The sequence below is a fragment of the Halomicrobium sp. IBSBa genome (genome assembly GCF_017612575.1).
In the GTDB taxonomy this organism is placed as follows: Archaea; Halobacteriota; Halobacteria; order Halobacteriales; family Haloarculaceae; genus Halomicrobium.
This window is the reverse complement of record NZ_JADPQC010000003.1, coordinates 179,654-198,180: the sequence shown is the minus strand read 5'-3', so window position 1 is coordinate 198,180 and position 18,527 is coordinate 179,654. Positions and strand designations below refer to the sequence as shown.

Below are 18,527 nucleotides of genomic sequence, written 5' to 3'. Positions count from 1 at the left end.
GCACGCCGGCAGCATCAGGCCCGTTCCGGGCGACCGTCCCGGTCGGGCGTGACGTTGCCGTGCTGGTCGATCTCGCCGCGGACGATCCGCGTGCTCGAAATCACTTCGTCGTCGTCGGCGTAGACGTGTGGGACGACTTCGATGTCGAGCGTGTCGTGGCCACGCTCGCTCCGGATCTCGTTGATCCGCTTGCCACCGGTCTCGGTCTCGGGAGAGACGATCAGTACGTCGAACTGGGGTTCGGTGGCGATGCCGGTCGGTTCCGTCAGCTCTCGAACGTCGTACTCGCGGTCGTACTCCGCGGCGAAGTCGGCGAGTTCCTCCTCGAGGTCCTGGCGGCGCTCCTCGAAAGAACGGACGTAGCGGTCTTCGTCCCGAAGCTCGGGCGCGAGATCATCGCTGGTCAGCCCGACCGTCACGTCGCCCAGTTCGAACGCACGCTCGAACAGCGCGCGGTGACCATCGTGAATCGGATCGAACGTCCCACCCAGCGCGACCTTCATACAACGTGGCAGAAGGGCTCTCGATTTAGGGGCTTCGACTCCGGCAGTACGAGACGAGGTGGCTACTCGTCGTCGTCAGCGGCCGTTTCGTCGTCGCTGTCGGCCGTCTCGTCGTCAGGGGTCTCGTCGTCGGTCTCGTCGCTGACGCTGATGGTGACCGGATCGGTCTCGGTGTCTTCGGTGTCGTCGTCGCGCCCGCCCAGGTAGTCGTCGAGATTGAACACGGTGTTGAGCTCCGACTGGACCTCGTCGACCACGTCCGTCACGAGGTCGCTGGGTGCCATCGCAGCGTACTCGTAGGGGTTGTTCCCCGCGCCGTCGCTCTCGCGTTTCTGGCGGGTGACCTTCCCCTCCTCGTGGAGTTCCGCGAGCGCTTCTCGGACGGTGCTCGGGTACAGTCCGGTCCCCTCTGCGATCTCGTCGCTGGTGCTGTCGGGGCGCTGCCGGAGGTGGACGTAGATCCGTGCCCGAGTCTCCGTGTCCAGCACCCACGACAGCAGGTCGACGATCCCCTCGTCGAAGGACTCGACGGCGCGGTCGGCCTCCTCTTCCAGCCGTTCGCGCACGTCTACGTCGTCGTCCAGTTCCTCGTCGAAGGGATCGTCGTCGAACGGGTCCTCGCCGAAGTCGTCGTCCGTGTCCTCGTGATCGTCGGATGTGTCGTCTGTCGTCATGTCGTTTCTAGAAGGACGGAAGTCGCCAGCGCACTAAAAGCTTGGGTCCTTTCTGGAAGGTCAAAATATCTTTTGTACGGATATCACTTAAAGAATGGCTGATACCCCCCGCCATTATCGCGGACGAGATATCTCGGAAACTATTTACCATATACCCCACAATGTAGCGGTAGCGGTGTGGCATGGGATGGTACACCGCAGGTGGACGTTCGGCCGGCGTGGTGACCCGGCCGTCACCGGGATGCCCGCAACGGGTTCGAAGTGACGTGGAGTGGGGGTAGTACCCAATTACGCGTTCTTTTGCAAAACGAGATCGTCTGCGAGAGTGGCGACGCTTTGCTTTCGGAGGCGGCGCTGGCGATTCGCGCCGCTCTCGCGGTCGTAGAGCGTCCGGAGGCCGTCGACGTCGAGCCGGTCACACTCCCGGTCGACCAGTTCTCCCAGCGGAGCCGTCGACCCCGTTCGGGTGAGCAGCGAGGCGTCGTGGCCGTGGCGCATCGCTCGCCACTTGTTCTCGTCCAGGTACTCTCGCCGGGTGTCGGTTCCCGAGGCACCGTCTTCGAACTGGTCGGCCAGGGACGCGACCAGCGCGTGGACGTACTCGACGAAGGCGAGCACGTACTCGGGGTTCCGCTGGCCGTCCGGCGTCCGGACTTCGACGGTGCCGTGCCCGGAGTGTGGTCGCACGTCGAACCACAGTTCTCCCCGGTCGCGGATGCTGTCGGTCTCGACCATCCGGCGCTCGAACTGCTCGTAGGCCGCGTACGACTCGAACGCGGTCGGCATGCCCGTGTTCGGGAGCCCCTCGAAGATCTTCGCACGAGCGGACGCGAGCCCGGTGTCGTAGCCGTTCCAGTACGGCGAGTTCGCGGACAGCGCGAGCACGAGCGGGAGGTGCCAGCGGAGTTCGTTGGCGATCCAGACGGCCTTGTCCGCGTCGTCGACGCCGACGTGGACGTGCAGCCCCGCCGTCGTGTTGCGGTGTTGTGGGTACTGGATGCGATCCAGTTGGGAGCGGTAGCGGGGTTTCTGAGCGTGTTCGAGTTCGCGCCACTTCGCGAGCGGGTGGAGTCCGGCCGCCGCGATCTGGAAGCCGTTGGCCTCGGCGTGATCGATCAATGCGTTGCGAACGTCTTCCAGAGCCGATCGTGCGTCACCGAGCCCGTCGAGTGTCGGCGTCTGGGTCTCGACGACGGTCTTGAACAGTTCGTGGTCGAGCCGTCCGTCGAGGATCGTCGGCGGGTCGCTCTCGTAGACCAGCTCGTCCGACCCTGCGGTCGGCCGGCCGTACTCGTCGACGACGTAGAACTCCTCTTCGATCCCGAGCGTGCCCATCCGGTCGAACGCGGCGGCGGAACCCGTCTCCTCCATCGGTCACAGTGTCGGTTGCCGGGCGTTAAAACGTTCCGTCACGCCGAGGGCGGGCGACGACGCCGAGGTGATCGTCGTGGTGCGGTGTCAGCGACTCGCTGGCATCGATCTCGTAGCGCTCTTCGAGCGTCGTCAGCACGTCCTCGAAGACGGCCGCTGGATCGGCGGTCACGTCCTCGCTGCGAGCTTTGATCGACAGCAAGAGTCGTCCGTCCGGGCGGAGGAAGCGTGCGTTGCGGTTGGCGACGAGTGCCTGGCCGCGCGTCGCCACGTCCTGGACGAGCACGTCGACCGGTTCGACGACGTGGGCGTAGGAGTCGGGCTCGCGAGCGTCTTTCAGCAGCGGGAAGAGGTTCGGTCGCGGTGCCGCCGCGTCGAGCAGGTCCCTGACCGGCCGTGGCGCGAACTCGACGGCGTAGGTCGGTCCGGCGAAGTCCGCGACGTGGCTGACGGTCGTCCCGGCGGCGGCACCGAGATAGAGCACCGTCTCGCCGCCGGTCAGACCGGTCTCCATCCCGAGTGCGAGCATCGCCCCGAGCTTCGAGCGGTCGGGGTCCCACCGTCGCCACGCACCGTCGGTCGCCTCGCCGTACACCGGCTCGCCCCGCGTCGCCAGTCCCGTCTCCCCGTCGAAGTCGTGGCGCTCGACGCCGTCCGGGAGCGTCACTCGCCGTCACCTCCCGTTCGGGACTGGATCGTCTCGATGCGCTCGTCGAGTTCCGCCTGGAGATCTGGCCGCAGGTCGCCGCTGTAGTGGTCGATCCGTGCGGCGATGGTGAGCTTGCCCGCGAGCGCGCGGGCGGCCGACCCGCGGTGGTCCGGGTGGGTCCCCCGAACCGCCTCGTGAGTGAAGATGATCCCGTGTTTCGGCGAGGGGGCCGACCCCCGGAGGTGCGCGAACAGTGCGTCTTCGGCACCCAGGACCTGCACCGTCCCGCTCGGTTTTTTCGCGAGCGATTCGAGCCCGCCGGCCAGCGAGACGAGGCGAGCGGCCAGGACGGGCCCGGCCAGTGCCGCCAGGTTCGGCGCGACCTCGGGAGCCGTCCGGTCGATGTACGCTCTGAGACGGTCGGCTTCCTCGTCGAGGTCGACCACCCGCTGGGCGAGCGACTGCACCCTCTCCCCGGCCGGATCCGACGGCTCACTCGCGGCCAGCTCGCGGGCGTACTCGACCCCACTGCCAGCGTCGGCCGAGCGGCTCTCGCCCCACTCGGCGACCCGCTCTGCCAGCTCGTTTGCCGTCCGTTCGCAGTCGGCCATCGACCGCACGGCGTGGACGAGCTGGCGGTCGTCGGCACCCTCTCGCTCCTGGACGGCCTGCTCCGCGGCCGCCGTCGTCGCGGCGCGCAGGCGGTCGTAGTACTCGTCGGTGTCCTCGGCGAATCCAGCGTCGACGGCCAGCCGCGGCCACTCGGCCGGTTCGTCGGCGCTGTCCTCGCGGATCGCGGCGACCGCTGCCTCGTCGTCGTCGGGATCGAGCCCGGCGAACCACCCGTCAGTCATGGAGCGTGTTTGCAGGGCCGCCGCGTTAAAAGGCGCGGTCGGTCCCGTCGATCGCGGGCGAGCAGCTGGGCCTTTCGGAGAGGCGACAGTAAACACCGAACAACGGGAACGAGCGGGAACGCCGAGGCAGTTATACGCCCCTATTTATATCACGGTCGACCGTGTATTTGTGTCTCATGGCTGGGTCAAGAACGGTGCCGTCGTGGCGTGAAGCGGAGCGAGAGTACTCGGACGAGGTCGTCGCCGACACGACGATCCCGGAGCTGTTCGAGGCCACCGCACAGCGAAACGCGGACAGGACCGCCCAGTTGTACAAGGGCGGCACCTACGACCGCTCGCTGACACCCACAGTGATGCCGGCGGCTCCGGACGGAGAGTACGCCTCGATCACCTACGACGAGATGCAGTCGATGGTCCACAACCTCGCGGCGGGCTTTCGCGAACTCGGCGTCGACCACGACACGCGCGTGGGCCTCTTTTCCAGTACGCGTATGGAGTGGGCGCTGTCCGACTTCGCGGCGCTTGCGGCCGGCGGCATCGTCACGACGGTCTACACCGAGTCCTCCCCGCGTCAGGTCAAGTACCTCCTGAGCGATCCCGGCGCAGACGCCGTCGTCGTCGAGAACGAGGCGCTGCTCGATCGGCTCCTCGAAGTCGAAGACCGACTCGACCTCTCCTTTATCGTCACCATCGACGAGTACGACACCGACCGCGACGACGTGTACACGCTGGGCGAGCTCCACGAGATCGGTGCCGAGGCCTACGACGACGCGCGCTACCAGTCCTGGCTCGAAGAGCGCTCTCCGTCGGACCTCGCGAGCCTCATCTACACGTCCGGGACGACCGGGCAGCCGAAGGGCGTCAAGCTCACCCACAGAAACTTCCGCTCGAACGTCAACCAGGTGTACAAGCGACTCGCCCCCCGCCCCGACAAGGACCCGGAGCACCCGACGCTCTCTCCGGGCACCACTTCGATCTCCTTCCTGCCGCTCGCACACGTCTTCGAACGGCTCGCCGGCCACTTCGTGATGTTCGCCGCGGGTGCGACGGTCGGCTACGTTGAGGACCCCGACACGCTCGCCGACGACATCAAGCTGATCAGGCCCGACACCGGTGCGAGCGTCCCCCGCGTCTACGAGCGGATCTTCGATCGGATGCGCGATCAGGCCAGCGAGTCGCCGATCAAAGAGCGCATCTTCGAGTGGTCGACCGACGTGGCCAGAGAGTGGGCCCGGACCGACGATCCCGGGCCGCTCTTGCGCCTGAAACACGGCATCAGCGACCGACTTGTCTACAGCCAGCTCAAGGAGAACCTCGGGGGCAACATCGAGTTCATGGTCAGTGGCGGCGGCAGCCTCTCGAAGGAGCTGTGCGAGACGTTCCTCGGGATGGACCTCACGATCGTCGAGGGGTACGGCCTCACCGAGACCGCCCCAGTCGTCAGCGTCAACCCGCCCGAAGACGTGCGACCGGGGACGATGGGCGTTCCCGTCGTCGACGAGGAAGTCAAGCTCGACACCCACGTCGTCGATCAGGACGACTTCGAGACCAGCCGAGACGTGGGCGAGTTGCTGGTCCGGGGACCGAACGTCGCCGACGGCTACTGGAACCGAGAGAAAGAGACCGCCCAGTCTTTCGAGCCCGACGGCTGGTTCCACACCGGCGACATCGTCGAGCAGACCGAGGACGACTTCCTGATCTACCACGACCGCCTCAAGGAGGTGATCGTCCTCTCGACGGGCAAGAACGTCGCTCCCCAGCCAATCGAGGACGCCTTCTCGACCAGCGACCGCGTCGCACAGGCGATGGTCGTCGGCGACGACCAGAAGTTCGTCGCGGCGATGTTCGTCCCGAACTTCGAGCAGCTGCGTCGGTGGGCCGACCGCGAGGGGATCGACCTGCCCGACAGCGAGGCCGAGATGTGTGACGACGACCGCGTCCACGAGTGGATCCAGGAGGCCGTCGACGAGGTCAACGAGGACTTAGAGAAAGTCGAGAAAATCAAGAAGTTCGTGCTGGTTCCCAGAGAGTGGACCGCAGAGAACGACCTCCTGACGCCGTCGATGAAGAAGAAGCGACGCAACATCAGGAAGGCCTTCGAGGACCGCCTCTCGGAGATCTACGAAGAGCCCGTCACGATGGACGACTGAGACGACCGGCTGTACATCTGTGACCGATTTCGCCACCCCGGGGTGGCGAAGATCTTCACGAAGGTACAGCCGACAGTATGAGACCGAGAAGTGTCGCCGCTTGCCCGGTCGACCGCACGACCGCGGCAGGTGATCCGGTCAGGAGCGACGACGATCCGTCTGACACTGTCAGTTCGAGCTGGCTCGACGGCGGCCGTCACCGGAGCTTCTCGTACGACGCTTCGAGGTCGATCATCGGCGCGGGGTAGTCGATCCCCAGTTCGACGCCGTGGTGGGCCTGCTCGCGCTCGCTCATCGTCCAGGGCTCGTGGACGTACTCCGGCGGGAGTGCCGACAGTGCTGGACACCAGCGAGTGACGTACGCCCCCTCGGGGTCGTAGTGCGTCGCCTGCCCGACGATCTCGAAGTAGTTGTCTCGCGAGTCGTTGCCGACCTGTGACTGGTACGCCCAGTTACACCAGTTCGAGGCCACGTCGTAGTCGACCAGCCGCGACTCGAAGTAGGCCGCTCCGAGCCGCCAGTCGATCCGGAGGTTGTTCGCGAGAAACGAGGCGACGTTCTGGCGACCGCGATTGCTCATGTAGCCCGTCGCGTTCAGTTCGCGCATGTTGGCGTCGACGAACGGAATCCCCGTCTCGCCACGCGCCCAGCGCTCGAACTGCTCTCGGTCGCGCCGCCACCGAATGTCGTCCCGCTCGCGGATGCCGCCGGGCTGGAACCACTTCGCGCCGTACTTCGCGAGCTGGTACTGGAAGAAGTCCCGCCAGGTCAGTTCGAAGACGAGCCAGTACGTCGAGTCGTTGGCCACTCGGTCGGTCTCGTACTGCTCGACCTCGCGGTGGAGCCGGCGTGGCGAGAGACAGCCAAAGGAGAGCCACGGCGAGAACTTCGAGGAGTAGTCGGCACCCACGAGCCCGTTGCGCGTCTCGCGGTACTCCCGCAGGCAGTCGCGCTCCCAGACGTACGTCGCGACGCGATCCAGCCCCGCCGTCTCGCCGCCGGTCCAGTCGAGGACGCCGCGGTCGTCGACTGCAGCCTCGTCCTCGCCGAAGCCGAACTCCGCGAGCGTGGGGAGGTCGTCGGCACCGCTGGTGGCGCGACGGCCCCCGTCGGGGGCGTGTACCCACTCCGGGGCCGGTTTGGGCGGTCGGACGGTCGCCTTCGCTTCGGTTCGATCCTTCCACGGCGTGAAGGTGTCCTCGATCTCGTCGGGCGGCCTGGGGAGGTCCTCGCGGTGGTACAGCGTGTGCGTCCAGAACGTCTCGAAGCCGATCCCGGCGTCGGCCAGCCCCGCCCGAACGCTGCCTGCTTCGGCTCGCTCTTCGGGACCCGGGAGCGCCTGCCAGTAGACCGCGTCGGCGTCGAACTCCGCAGCGGCCTCGGGGACGACCGTTCCGGGGTCACCGCTGCGAACGTACAGTTCGCCGTCCCGGTCTCGTAACGACTCGCGCAGGTCCGCGAGGCTCTCGATCAGGAACTGCGCCCGATGGGGGCCGACCTTGTCGAGCCCGAACATCCCCTCACCGGTCAGTCGGTCCGGGAGACAGTACAGCGGCACGACGGTGTCGGCCTCGGCGACGGCGCGTCGCAGCGTCGCGTTGTCGTGACAGCGCAGATCACGGCGGAACCAGACGAGAACGGTGCTCATGACACAGCCAACGGCCGCTACCGGCCTGGTACCAATGGATAACAGCGTAGGTGTCCGGTCGGCCGAACGGGTGGAAAACTGCACGAAGAAGGACGATCTCGCGGAGACTCGTCGGCCCGGAGCGCTACGACAGCCACTCGTCGGGCTTGGTGTCGTAGTCGATGTCGTCGGCGTCTAGGTGTTCGACCTCGGACCAGTCGACCTCCTGCATCGTGACCTCCTCGCCGTCGTACCGCAGGCGCTTGCCGACCTCCTCGGGCTCTGGTTCCTGGTCGCGTCGGCGCGCGACCTCCACGTCGTGTTCGTCGAACTCCTTGTCGATGGTCAGGAGATTGACCGGCCGTCCCCAGAGTTCGAAGACGCGTTTCAGCGTCTCCGTGGCCTGTTCGAGGTCCAGTACGACGCCGTTGTACTGGTGGGTCAAGAGGAGTTCGTTGCGGTTGCGGTAGTTGCCGTCGGCGACGGTGATCGTCGGCTTGCCGAAGTTGGTGAACTGCAACATCAGCTTCTTTTTCACGTCTTCGGCGGCCGTCGAGGTCGCACGGAAGTCACCCGAGGAGTGGGTGTACTCGTAGGTGAAGTAGTCGTGTTCGTCGACGAACTCCTGGGTGAGGAACTCGTCGAGGAAAGTCACGTCGTTGTGGCTCTCGCGAACCTCGCGCATCCGCTCCCAGCCCCGAGCGTAGTCGACGTCCGCGAGGGCGTCGGCCACGCTCTCGTACCGGGTGTCGTCGAACATGTACCGCGAGATGCGCTCCAGTTCAGACTGGCTGATGCGCGAGACGAACCCGCGGTACTGTGGCTTGACCAGCGAGTAGTGGCGTTCGGCCATCCCCGCTTCGGTCAGGACCTTCCACGGGTAGGTCTCGACGTCGATCTCGCCGTCGCGGGCGCGAGCGAGCGCGTCGGCGTCGACCCGCGGATCGTCGGGGTCGAGGTCGTCGAGGCTGGCGGGCACGTCGGTCACCGCTGGATCGGGCGCGATCAGGTCCTGGACCCGCTCGAAGTCGATCACGTCGTGGAAGTTCCGCCAGGTCACGTCCTCGACGCGGAGCAGTCGCTCGACGACTTCCCGACGGTTCTCGCTGTTTTCGAGGTACGTCCACAGTTCGAGGCCGAGCTTGTAGGGGTTGAGCCCGCCAGACCCGAGGACTTTCGACATGTGGTCGGCGTAGAGGACGAACTCGTCGGCGCTGGCGAACTGCTCGCCCGCCATCATGGCAGATTCCCAATAACTCGCCCATCCCTCGTTCATCACCTTCGTCATCTTCTGGGGAGCGAAGTAGTAGGCCTCCCGGCGGAGCATCTCCAGTACGTCCGACTGCCAGTCAGCCATCTCGACGGCCTTCTCGCCGTCGGCGTCGTACTGCATCCCGTGGGTCTGGAGGAACGCGAGGACGTCTTTCTGTGGCTCTTCGGGGAACGTGATCGGCTCGTCGTCCTCGCGCTGGGCGTCGAGCCACTCCTCGGTGAACACCTGGCGACGGACTTCCTCGGAGAGTTCGAGATCGCCGAGCTGGTCGGCCACTTCCGCCAGATCCTCCTCGTCGGGCCGGTCCTCGCCGTCGACGGGCGCGTAGGGCTGGTGCTGGTCGATGTTGTCTTCCAGACAGAGGACGTGGTCGATCCACTTCTCGACCTCGGCGCGGTCGATCTCGGGGTCTTGCATGTACTCCTCGATCGTCTCGGCGTGGCGTCCCAGCATCGCCGCGGCCTCGGGATCGTCTGCGAACAGTCCGAACCAGTCGTTGTTCGCGAAGAAGTCGGCGTGCGCCTCGACGTGGGTGATGACGGCCTTCTGGTCGGCCAGCTCGTTGGACTCCTGGAGGAAGGCGTGGGCAGGGTTGTCGTTGTTGACGATCTCGAAGGCCTTCCCGCCGAGGAACTGCCCCTGCTTTTGCTGGCGGTCGTAGGCCATTCCCCACCGCCAGTGTGGATACCGCTGCTGGAACCCCCCGTAGGCGATCAGCTCGTTCATCTCGTCGTAGTCGACGATCCAGTAGTTGACGGGGTAGGGGGTCAAACCGAGTTTCTTCGCCAGATTCGCCGCCTCGTCGACTGACGTTTCGAGTTCGGCGGCGACGCGCTGTTTGCGGATGTGGTCGTCGGTGCTCATGATTCGTCCTCCGTGCTCAGGATCTCGTAGATCGCGTCGGTCACGTCCTCCGGGCTGGAGACGTAGGCCACGGCCACGTCGTCGGTCCCGCGGAAGTGACGCTCCACTTCCTCGGCGTGGGTCGCGTTGATCGCGTTGCCCGACGGCTGGGTCTCGACGTAGGCGTGGAGGTTCGCCGGGATCTCCTCCATCAGTGGGATGACGTGTTCCTCGGTGTCGTTCGAGGAGTTCTCGGAGTCGCCGGCTGCGAACACGTAGCGGTTCCAGTCGGCCCAGGGGTAGGCCGCTTCGAGACGGTCGAGCGCCACTTCGTAGGCGCTGGAAATGCGAGTGCCGCCGCCAGAGCGGATGCCGAAGAACTCGTCGCGGTCGACCTCCCACGCGTCGGCGTCGTGGGCGATATAGACGAACTCGGCGTGGTCGTACTTGCCCTGGAGGTACCAGTCCAGCGGCGTGAAGGTCCGCTCGACCAGTTCTCGTTTCTTCTGGCGCATCGACCCGGACACGTCCCGGATGTTGACGACGACGACGTTCTTCTCGCGCTCCTCCTCGATCTCCGGGTAGCGGTATCGCTCGTCTTCCCGCCGGAACGGGATCTGGTCGACGCCCTCCCGTCGGATCCGGTTGGCGGTACTCTCCCGGTCGACTGCGTCGGTCATCTCGTCGATGCTGTCCCAGACCGTCTTCTCGTCGGTCGGCAACTCGGTGTAGGCCTCCTCGATCCAGGCCTTCGAGACGGGGATGTGCTGCTCGCGGGCCCACTCGAAGACGGTCGCCGGCCCCCAGCCGTCGACTTTCAGCGCCTCGCGGACGAACGCCTCGTCGAAGTCCATCGCGAGCTTTCGCTTGAGTCCCTGTTTGAACAGCCGCTCGAAGTCCAGCGTCGAGGAGGGGCCAGACCTGGTGATGTCGGTGAAGTCGCCCTCGACCTCCTCGATCACCTGCTTGCCCTTCGGTTCGAGATCGAGTCCGAGTTGCTCGTCCAGTTCCTGGGCGAACTCCTCGGGATCCATCTCGTAGTACTCGTGGTCGCCGCCGTCCTCGCCGGGCTCGCCGTCCTCGTCGCCGTCGTCGTCTGGCTGGGGCTGGCCCACCGGATCGCCGGGCTGGGGCTGGCCGTCCTGACCCTGACCGACGCCGCCCATGTCTCGCTGGTCGTACTCGAACTCGGGGAGGTCGACGATCTTGATCGGGATCTTCACCGAGTCCTGACGGCTCTGGCCGAGGTCGCCGTACTGGATGAACTCGGCGAGGTCCTGCCGGCGTTGCTCGCCGACTTCGCGGTACCGTTCGAGGTCGTCTCTCAGTCCCATTTGTAACTCACCTGGCTCATGACGTGGCGACTCGTCAGCTCCGCCGACGCCGCGCTGTAGTCGAAGAGATCGCGCATGTTCTCGATCGTCGTCTCCTTCAGATCGGCCGTCTCGGTCCCGCTCGGTGGGTTGTCCCACTGGCGCGGGTCGAAGTCCTCGTAGGCCCGCCGTACGTCGGCCCAGTCGTGGCTCCCGAGCACCGTCTGGACGACGGGGATCTCCTTGGGGTTCACGTCGCCGACGCGGAACGTCTCGTCGCGGGACTGCCAGGCGTGGCGGTTCAGCGCCGTGATGATCTTCTCGGTCCGGAACGACCTGACGGCGTCGTCGGGCTCGTTGCCATCGTAGTTGTCCTCCGCGAAACGGCCGAGGTGCTCGATCTCGAACACCTTCATCTTCAGCGGGTCCGGCTCCTCGTACTCGCCGCGTTCGTTCTCGATTTGCTCGTCGGACTCCCAGGCGTAGACGTGTTCGACGTACTCCTCGACGGTCGACTCGTCGACGCGCTTGTCTCGCATGATCGCATCGAGCACGTCCCGTTCCTGTTCGGCGAAGACGTGGTTCTTGACCGGCACCACGCGCTCCTCGAACTCGCTGGCCTCGGTCGGTGAGAACACCGGGGCGCTGTCGAGCTGTTCGGCCATCCGGTTGAGCACGTCTCGCGGCATGAGAACCCGTTCGACCGGTAACTCGGCGTGGTGGCGGTCTTGTGGTTCGTGCAGCAGGTCCGCGATCACGTCCCGCGTGAACGTCACGGGGATCCCGCCCTCACCGTCGGCGGCGGCGTCGGAGAAGTCGAACTCCTCGGCCGCGATCCGGTCGTCGCCCTCCCGGAGGTAGCCACGGTCGAACAGCAACGCCTTGTCGACGAGGTCGAGTCCGCCCGGCAGGTCCGTCGCGTCGAGTCTGGAGACGATCGCGTACATCGCCGCCGCTTCGAGGGTGTGGGGAGCCAGCTCCACGTCGGTCACGTCGTTCGCACTGTCCCGGACGGCGACCGTGAGTGGTTCCTGGATCCACGTCTCCAGTTCCTCCCAGGAGTCGGCCTGCCACACCGTCGTCTCGTTGGTGAGTTCACGACGGAGGAGCTCTGCCTCCAGCGAGAGGTTCGTCAGGTACGTGAACTCGTGTTTGTCGAGGCGGCGCTTGAGTGCCTTCAGCGGGTCCTGTCCCTCGCGGTCGGCGTGCTGATTGAGCTGGGCTTCGAGGTCGGGGTTCGAGATGATGATCAGCTGCGTGTCGATGTCCATCCCGATCCCCTTGTCCAGCTTGACGTGGCCCTCGTCGGGGACGTTCAGCAGCTTCTGGAGCAGGTCGGCGTGCTGGGCCGCGTCCTCGACGATCGTCAGCAGGCCGTTGCCCTGCGAGAGCACGCCGTCGTAGGAGAACGCCTGCGGGTTCTTGCGCCCGCGAGAGTCCAGTTCTCGCAGCATTCCGTGCATCCACGAGCCGACGAGTCGCTCCTTGGGCGAGCCCTCGTCTTCGGAGTGGAGGACGCCGATGCCGTCGCCCACGTCGACGACGAAGTTCTTCACCCGGAGATGTTCCGGGCTCGTGACCGCAGAGAAGAGGTCCTCGACCCCCTCGCGGCGGTACTGCTCTTCGAGGAACTCGTAGGCCTCTCGCGAGAACGGATCGAGGTCGCCCTCCGAGCGCAGCGTGACGTGGTCGTCGAGGCGCTCGTTCAGCGCCGCGAGGAGATCGCGACGCACGTCCTGTGGGAACACCGTGAGCGGATTGACCTGGACCGGGCTCTCGTACCAGTCGTCTTCGTCCGCCACGGGGTCGTCGCCGTAGGTAAGCGTCCGGTCGCTCCCGCCGGCACCGGCGACGTTCCACTCGACGGTGTAGCGCCGCCCCTCGTCGGTTCGGGAGTACTCGCGGAGCCCGTTGATGAGACAGCGTTTGAGCTCCGATTTCCCGGTGGCCGTCGGCCCTTCGAGCCAGATGATCTTCTCGTCTTTCCCCCGGCCCGCCGCGATCGATCGCAGGTCGTCGACGAGCTTGTTCAACACCTCGGTGTTGCCCAGGATGGCGTGCTCGCCGTCGTTGTGGGGATCGTCGAAGAACCGATAGCGATCCTTTCGCTCGCCCTCTTCGATGACGGTTCTGGTGCCGGCGTCCTCGATAGCGTCGAGCAGGTACTTCGAGGCGTGAGAGGCCAGTGCAGGCCGTTCGAACAGTCGATCGAGGAAGGCCGCGAGGCTCACGGGCTCCTCGTAGGTGCTGTCGAGTGCCTCGTTCGCCCGACCGATGAAGTCCTCGCCGCTCATCACTCTTCCATCTCGCTTTTGGCGACCTCCGCACCGGCGAACTCCAGCACCTCCTTGGCCCCTTCCTCGGAGTAACCTTGCTCGATCAGCGCGTCGATCCACTCGTTGCGCTCGTCGTCGTCCATCTCGCCGCTGGAGACCAGCGCGGAGAAGTTGATGTTGTGTTTCTTGTCCTCCCAGAGCTTGCGTTCCAGGGCGCGACGCAGGCGGTCGTTGTCCTGGGGGTTGAACGTATCCCCTTCGCGTGCGCGCCGCGAGACCCAGTTGCTCACCTCCTGGCGGAAGTCGTCCTTGCGGTCTTCCGGCAGGTCGAGTTTCTCCTCGACGCCGCGCAGGAACTGCTCGTCTGGCTCCTGCTCGCGGCCGGTGAGATCGTCCTCGACGGTGTCGTCGTCGATGTAGGCCATGACGTGATCCATGTACTTCTCGCCCTGGCGCTGGATCTCGTCGACGTCGTAGGCCAGCGCGTGGCGCACGTCCTCGATCGCTCGCTGCTTGTACTCCTCGCGGACGAGTTCGAGGTAGCGGTAGTACGTCGAGAACTCCTCTTCGGGGATCGATCCGTGGTTCTCCAGATTTCCTTCGAGGTGATTGAACGTCGTCAGCGGCGAGAGGAACTGCCGGCTGCGGTGCATCGAATCCATGATCGCCTCGGCGATCTCGTCGCCGATGAACCGCGGCGAGACGCCGTCCATCCCCTCGCCGATATCGGCCGTCTCGGCGGCCTCCTCGCGCAGTTTCTTCACGTCCACGTCCTCGGCCTCGCCGATCTCGCCGTTGTAGGCTTTGGCCTTCTGGAGCATGTCGACGGTCTCTGAGTCCGGTTCCTCGATCCGGGTGAGGACGCCGAACAGACCGGCCATCTCCAGGGTGTGGGGTTCGACCTGGATGTCCGGTAGGTCGGCGTTGCGCAGCATCTTCCGGTAGATCCTGGCCTCGTCCTCGTAGCCCAGCACGTACGGGAAGTCGATGCGCTTGGTCCGGTCGTTGAACGCCTCCATCTTCTCGTCGCCCTTCTTGTCCCGGTACTCGGGCATGTTCGTCCGGCCGACGATCACCTGGTCGATGTCGATGCGAGGGTTGTTCTTTGGCTTGATCGTCTGTTCCTGGGTCGCGTGCAGGAAGTCATAGAGGAACTCTCGCTGGAGCTTCAACAGCTCCTCGCCGGAGAAGATACCGCGGTTGGCGTTGCAGAACGCTCCGGAGTAATCGAAGGCTCTGGGGTCGCTCTCGCCGTAGATCGCGATCTTCGAGTAGTTCACGTCGCCGGTCAGCTCGGTCTCGTCCTGGTTTTTCTTGTCCTTGGGTTCGAACGTCTCGATCCCCTGGCGCTGGTTCTCGTCGGCGATGAAGCGGACGATCTCGACGTGGTTGTCCAGGACCGATTCGAGGTCGTCGTCGTAGTGGGCGAGCAACCGATCCATGTAGAACTCGCTGGCCGGATCGAGCGACTGCTCGTTGCGGATCGTGTAGGGAGCGTCCAGCTCCTCGTTGATGTCCTCGATGACGCGGTCGCGCTGTTTCTGTGGTAGCAGGACGATCGGGTCCTGATTCATCGGCGATCGGACCACGTCGTCGGCCGGGTCCTGATCGTCGATCACGTCACAGAGGTTCGTCCACCGGAACGTGTACATCCGGCCGTCGTCCCGGAGCGTGTAGTCCTCGAAGTACCGTCGGATCTGTCGGTCGAAGTCGGACTTTCCGGAGCCGACCGGTCCCAGCAACAGCTTGATGCGCTTCTCTGGCCCCAGCCCGCGTGCCCCCGACTTGACCTTGTTGACGAACTCGTGCATCGCCTCGTGGACGACACGTCCGTAGAAGGTGTTCTCGCCGTCGTTGATCGGGTCTTCGGAGGCGAGCTTGTACTCGACGACGCCGGCATCTTCGTCGTACTCGGTGCCGTAGTAGTCGAACATGTCGGCGACGCGCTGGTGGGCGTTGCGAGCGATCGTGGGGTGGTCGTACAGCTCGTCGAGGTACCAGTCGAACGAGTGAGTCGTCCGGAGATCCGCCGGAATGGAATCCTGGTACTCTCTGCTCAGCTCCTCGAGTGATTCTTTGGTGCCTGTCATACTATCACAGCGTGTGGTCGAACGCTGACGACGCCGTCAGCCGTGCCGGAACCGGTGTCTCGGGAACCGTTCGGGTCAACAGTACTGGAACGCTCGGACCGGCGGTCCGGGCGTCTGTTGGTTTTTCGTGCCATGTGTATACGTACCAATGGCCGAAACGAACACCGCCGTTCTGGGCATTGGTACCATATCGCTGATCGAACCGTTTCCGATACTATTTAACGTATGGGTGATACAGACATATAATCCTTGTCTCGATCGCCACCAGAGTCGCCATTAATTCCAATATTTGTCATCGAGAAAGTACGATTACGTAAGTAGGTCGACCCGCGTGGGTCGTCTGGGACGCTCGGGAATCACCGCCACGCTCGTCACCCGACGAGCGATCGTCGGACCTTTCTCCGGGGCGGCCGTCGACCGAGCATGGGACTCGACGCGCTGAACCCGGCCTGGGAACGCTGGAACGAGGAGCGAGGGCGGATCGTGCTCGCGTACCGGCCGGACGTGTTCGACGGAGGGTCGTTGCCGGCGGCGTGTCTGCCGACGATCTACGTGACGCGTGGCAAACGGGGCCGTCGCCCCGGTGGCGAACGCGTCGGCCACGACTGGTTCGTCACGCTGTACCTCGAACCCGACGTCGACTGTGGCACCGATCGGTACGACGATCGGGCGGCGGCGATCGACGCCGCAGTGTCGCTCGCAGACGACTTCGACGCCGGCCGGATCGACTACAGAGACGAGTATCAGGTGCCCCGCGAGGAGTACTTTCGGGCGCTCGACGAAGTGGTCGGCCAAACAGACGAGTGATCGTCGCCGCGGGGTAACCGCTCACGCGAAGCGACCACAGCCGTCCGTCGGGGCAGCAGCGACCAGTTCGACGACGCCCTGTCCGGACGAAACAGGGAGGTGCCGTCACCACTCGTCGGGAGCGATCCGGCGGATCGAGACGTTGTCGAACGCTGCCGTCGCCCGATCCCGAGCGGTCCCGCTGTGGACCGCCAGCCCCAGCGTGATCGGGTCGGACAACGAGAGCGGGCGCTGGTCGATCGTCCGCCAGCCCCGGCCGTCGCGGGAGACGTAGCAGGTGAGGGTGTCGTCGATGCGATCCAGACGGAGCCAGCGAGCGTCTGCCACGCCCGAACCGAGACGCTGGCTGATCGGCGTCGCACTCCGGGACTGTCGCCAGCAGGTCGCTACCTCGTCGTCCGGCGTTCGGCCGACGGAGCCGTACGGCGCGCCGTCACCGGCGTCGTCCCTGACGGTCAGTCCGGCCTCGCTGTCGTGTCCGGCCGCTTCGAAGTCGGCGAGGCGGGCGCGGACGCTGATCGGTCCGGCGACGCTCGTGTAGACGTAGTAGAACCCCGCACGCTCGCCGTCGCCACCGCCACCGGTCACGACCCACTCGTCGCCGTCCTCGCTCACGCTCCCCGCGAGGGCCACGCTGCCGACGTCGCGAGCGTCCGTGAGATCGTAGGTCGCGTCGGCCGGCGCGTGGCGTGACGGATCGGTCGCCATCATGCAGTTCCGGAGTGCGATCTTCGCGCCGCCGGCACGACTGGCCTCGACGCCGACCTCCCAGTTCAGTCGGTCGGCGGCGTCGGCGACGATCGCCAGCCCCGTTCCCGTCCCGTCCTCGGCCGTCGTGAAGCCGGCTTCGAACACCTTGGCGCGCTCTGCCTCCGGGATACCGGGACCGTCGTCTGCGACGTAGAAGCCGTCCGCCAGCGCACCCAGCCAGACGGTCACGTCCGACCCCCCGTGATCGATCGCGTTGGTGAAGAGGTTCTCCAGGATCGGACGCAGCGCGGACCGTTCGGCGTTGACGATCGTCTCGTCGGGGAGATCGATCCGCAGCGTCGACGACTCCCGTGCGACGACTTCCCACACGTCTCGGGCCATGTCGGCCAGCCGCGTGTAGTGTGGGTCGCCGTCGTGTGCGCCGCCGACCAGGGTCTCGAAGTCGCTGATGAGTTCCTGCATCCGGCGGTTGGCGTTCTCCACGCGGTCGAGGGCCGCCTGGTCGCCCGCTCGGGCCAGTTCGAGATAGCCGTCGGCGACCTGGAGGGGCGACCGCAGGTCGTGGGTCACGAAGCCGGTGAAGCGTTCGAGTTGGTCGATCCGGCGCTGCATCTCCCGGCGCTCGCGCTCCCACTCGGACACGTCGCGCGCCCAGCCCACGACGCCGCGCAGTTCGCCGGCCCCGTCCGTCCAGGGGAGGATCGTGCGCTCGATCCAGCGAGCAGATTCGCCGGTGTCGTGTTGTTCGACGGCTCCGACGATCGGGTCCCCGGTTTCGAGGACCGACTGCGTTCGGTCGTGGGCGCGCTCGGAGACGTGGGACGCGCCGTCGCGCTCGCTCGCGAGGTCCGCGTCGGTGCGGCCGTACAGCAGCTCCGGATCCAGGTCATCGTCGCCAGCGGCCGCGACGTACTGTCCGGCGCGGTTCTTGACGAAGGGCGATCCGTCGTGAGCGTCGAGCAACTGCTCGAAGGCGTCAGTCTGGAGGCGGGCCGCGGAGTTGGCTTCGCCCCGACGAGCCACGTCCCGGACCGTCTCGACGAACGACGCACGCGATATCGTCGAGCGGGGGAGGTAGATACCGCCTGCGGCAGCGGTCGCGGCCGCCTCGTCGGCGTCGTAGGTCTCGGAGACGGTGATCCAGGGGACGCCGTCGACGGTCGAAACCGCTCTGGGGTCGACGCTCGAACGCCCGGATTCGGCGGCGACCACACAGACGACACCGGCGTCGATCTGGTCGGCCGTGAGCGGCTCTGTGACCGATCGAACGGCGAACCGGTCGAGATCGCTCAGCGGGTCCAGGGCGTCGGAGTCGGCGGGTCCGACGGCGAGGATCGTCGGCGTCTGTCCGAACGACCGACGGGAGAGCGTCATAGCTGGGGTTAC

General features: G+C 65.8%; 13 protein-coding genes. 2 read left to right on the top strand and 11 right to left on the bottom strand.

What is annotated here, in order from left to right:
• Positions 1–14 precede the first annotated feature (14 nt).
• The 5 genes from IL252_RS10520 to IL252_RS10500 all read right to left on the bottom strand — a co-directional run bounded on the left by IL252_RS10520 (position 15) and on the right by IL252_RS10500 (position 4,051).
• On the bottom strand, positions 15–503 hold the full coding sequence (locus IL252_RS10520; RefSeq protein ID WP_170094226.1) for a phosphopantetheine adenylyltransferase: 489 nt from the start codon (positions 501–503) through the stop codon (positions 15–17).
• Between the two features lie 62 nt (positions 504–565).
• A complete protein-coding gene (locus IL252_RS10515; protein WP_208627963.1) occupies positions 566–1,177 on the bottom strand; it encodes a winged helix-turn-helix domain-containing protein in 612 nt (203 codons plus the stop codon).
• Between the two features lie 288 nt (positions 1,178–1,465).
• The gene (locus tag IL252_RS10510; protein ID WP_208627962.1) at positions 1,466–2,548 is read right to left on the bottom strand and encodes a glutamate--cysteine ligase; all 1,083 of its coding nucleotides are present in this window, start codon (positions 2,546–2,548) and stop codon (positions 1,466–1,468) included.
• Between the two features lie 25 nt (positions 2,549–2,573).
• Complete coding sequence (locus IL252_RS10505) at positions 2,574–3,215, bottom strand: fibrillarin-like rRNA/tRNA 2'-O-methyltransferase (protein WP_208627961.1); 642 nt, start codon at positions 3,213–3,215, stop codon at positions 2,574–2,576.
• The gene (locus tag IL252_RS10500) at positions 3,212–4,051 is read right to left on the bottom strand and encodes an NOP5/NOP56 family protein (RefSeq protein WP_208627960.1); all 840 of its coding nucleotides are present in this window, start codon (positions 4,049–4,051) and stop codon (positions 3,212–3,214) included. Before IL252_RS10500 ends, IL252_RS10505 begins: the two co-directional genes overlap by 4 nt.
• Before the next feature lie 176 nt (positions 4,052–4,227).
• Here IL252_RS10500 and IL252_RS10495 point away from each other — a divergent pair, with 176 nt between their 5' ends.
• The gene (locus tag IL252_RS10495) at positions 4,228–6,201 is read left to right on the top strand and encodes a long-chain fatty acid--CoA ligase (RefSeq protein ID WP_208627959.1); all 1,974 of its coding nucleotides are present in this window, start codon (positions 4,228–4,230) and stop codon (positions 6,199–6,201) included.
• A gap of 196 nt (positions 6,202–6,397) precedes the next feature.
• Here IL252_RS10495 and IL252_RS10490 read toward each other — a convergent pair whose 3' ends face one another.
• The 5 genes from IL252_RS10490 to IL252_RS10470 all read right to left on the bottom strand — a co-directional run bounded on the left by IL252_RS10490 (position 6,398) and on the right by IL252_RS10470 (position 15,623).
• Positions 6,398–7,849, bottom strand: coding sequence for a DASH family cryptochrome (locus IL252_RS10490; RefSeq protein ID WP_208627958.1), 1,452 nt, complete (start codon positions 7,847–7,849; stop codon positions 6,398–6,400).
• A 124-nt stretch (positions 7,850–7,973) separates the two neighbouring features.
• Entirely contained in the window at positions 7,974–9,965 is a 1,992-nt protein-coding gene (locus IL252_RS10485; protein ID WP_208627957.1) for a SpoVR family protein, read from the bottom strand.
• Positions 9,962–11,278, bottom strand: a complete 1,317-nt coding sequence (locus IL252_RS10480; protein ID WP_208627956.1) for a YeaH/YhbH family protein — start codon at positions 11,276–11,278, stop codon at positions 9,962–9,964. The genes IL252_RS10485 and IL252_RS10480 overlap by 4 nt, the downstream gene beginning before the upstream one ends.
• A complete protein-coding gene (locus IL252_RS10475; RefSeq protein ID WP_208627955.1) occupies positions 11,269–13,551 on the bottom strand; it encodes a PrkA family serine protein kinase in 2,283 nt (760 codons plus the stop codon). Before IL252_RS10475 ends, IL252_RS10480 begins: the two co-directional genes overlap by 10 nt.
• Complete coding sequence (locus tag IL252_RS10470) at positions 13,551–15,623, bottom strand: PrkA family serine protein kinase (RefSeq protein WP_170094214.1); 2,073 nt, start codon at positions 15,621–15,623, stop codon at positions 13,551–13,553. The genes IL252_RS10475 and IL252_RS10470 overlap by 1 nt, the downstream gene beginning before the upstream one ends.
• A gap of 423 nt (positions 15,624–16,046) precedes the next feature.
• On the opposite strand from IL252_RS10470, the gene IL252_RS10465 reads away from it, so the two are divergent.
• Positions 16,047–16,430 (top strand): DUF5820 family protein, encoded by a 384-nt coding sequence (locus IL252_RS10465; protein ID WP_208627954.1) that lies wholly within the window; start codon positions 16,047–16,049, stop codon positions 16,428–16,430.
• A 105-nt stretch (positions 16,431–16,535) separates the two neighbouring features.
• Here the strand turns inward: IL252_RS10465 and IL252_RS10460 are convergent, their stop codons facing one another.
• Positions 16,536–18,515, bottom strand: a complete 1,980-nt coding sequence (locus IL252_RS10460) for an ATP-binding protein (protein WP_208627953.1) — start codon at positions 18,513–18,515, stop codon at positions 16,536–16,538.
• Between the last annotated feature and the right edge of the window lie 12 nt (positions 18,516–18,527).

Coding starts and splice junctions, on each gene's coding strand:
- IL252_RS10490 (WP_208627958.1), bottom strand. CDS start 7,849: ATGAGCACCGTTCTCGTCTGGTTCCGCCGTGATCTGCGCTGTCACGAC.
- IL252_RS10485 (WP_208627957.1), bottom strand. CDS start 9,965: ATGAGCACCGACGACCACATCCGCAAACAGCGCGTCGCCGCCGAACTC.
- IL252_RS10510 (WP_208627962.1), bottom strand. CDS start 2,548: ATGGAGGAGACGGGTTCCGCCGCCGCGTTCGACCGGATGGGCACGCTC.
- IL252_RS10465 (WP_208627954.1), top strand. CDS start 16,047: ATGGGACTCGACGCGCTGAACCCGGCCTGGGAACGCTGGAACGAGGAG.
- IL252_RS10475 (WP_208627955.1), bottom strand. CDS start 13,551: ATGAGCGGCGAGGACTTCATCGGTCGGGCGAACGAGGCACTCGACAGC.
- IL252_RS10480 (WP_208627956.1), bottom strand. CDS start 11,278: ATGGGACTGAGAGACGACCTCGAACGGTACCGCGAAGTCGGCGAGCAA.
- IL252_RS10470 (WP_170094214.1), bottom strand. CDS start 15,623: ATGACAGGCACCAAAGAATCACTCGAGGAGCTGAGCAGAGAGTACCAG.
- IL252_RS10495 (WP_208627959.1), top strand. CDS start 4,228: ATGGCTGGGTCAAGAACGGTGCCGTCGTGGCGTGAAGCGGAGCGAGAG.
- IL252_RS10515 (WP_208627963.1), bottom strand. CDS start 1,177: ATGACGACAGACGACACATCCGACGATCACGAGGACACGGACGACGAC.
- IL252_RS10520 (WP_170094226.1), bottom strand. CDS start 503: ATGAAGGTCGCGCTGGGTGGGACGTTCGATCCGATTCACGATGGTCAC.
- IL252_RS10460 (WP_208627953.1), bottom strand. CDS start 18,515: ATGACGCTCTCCCGTCGGTCGTTCGGACAGACGCCGACGATCCTCGCC.
- IL252_RS10500 (WP_208627960.1), bottom strand. CDS start 4,051: ATGACTGACGGGTGGTTCGCCGGGCTCGATCCCGACGACGACGAGGCA.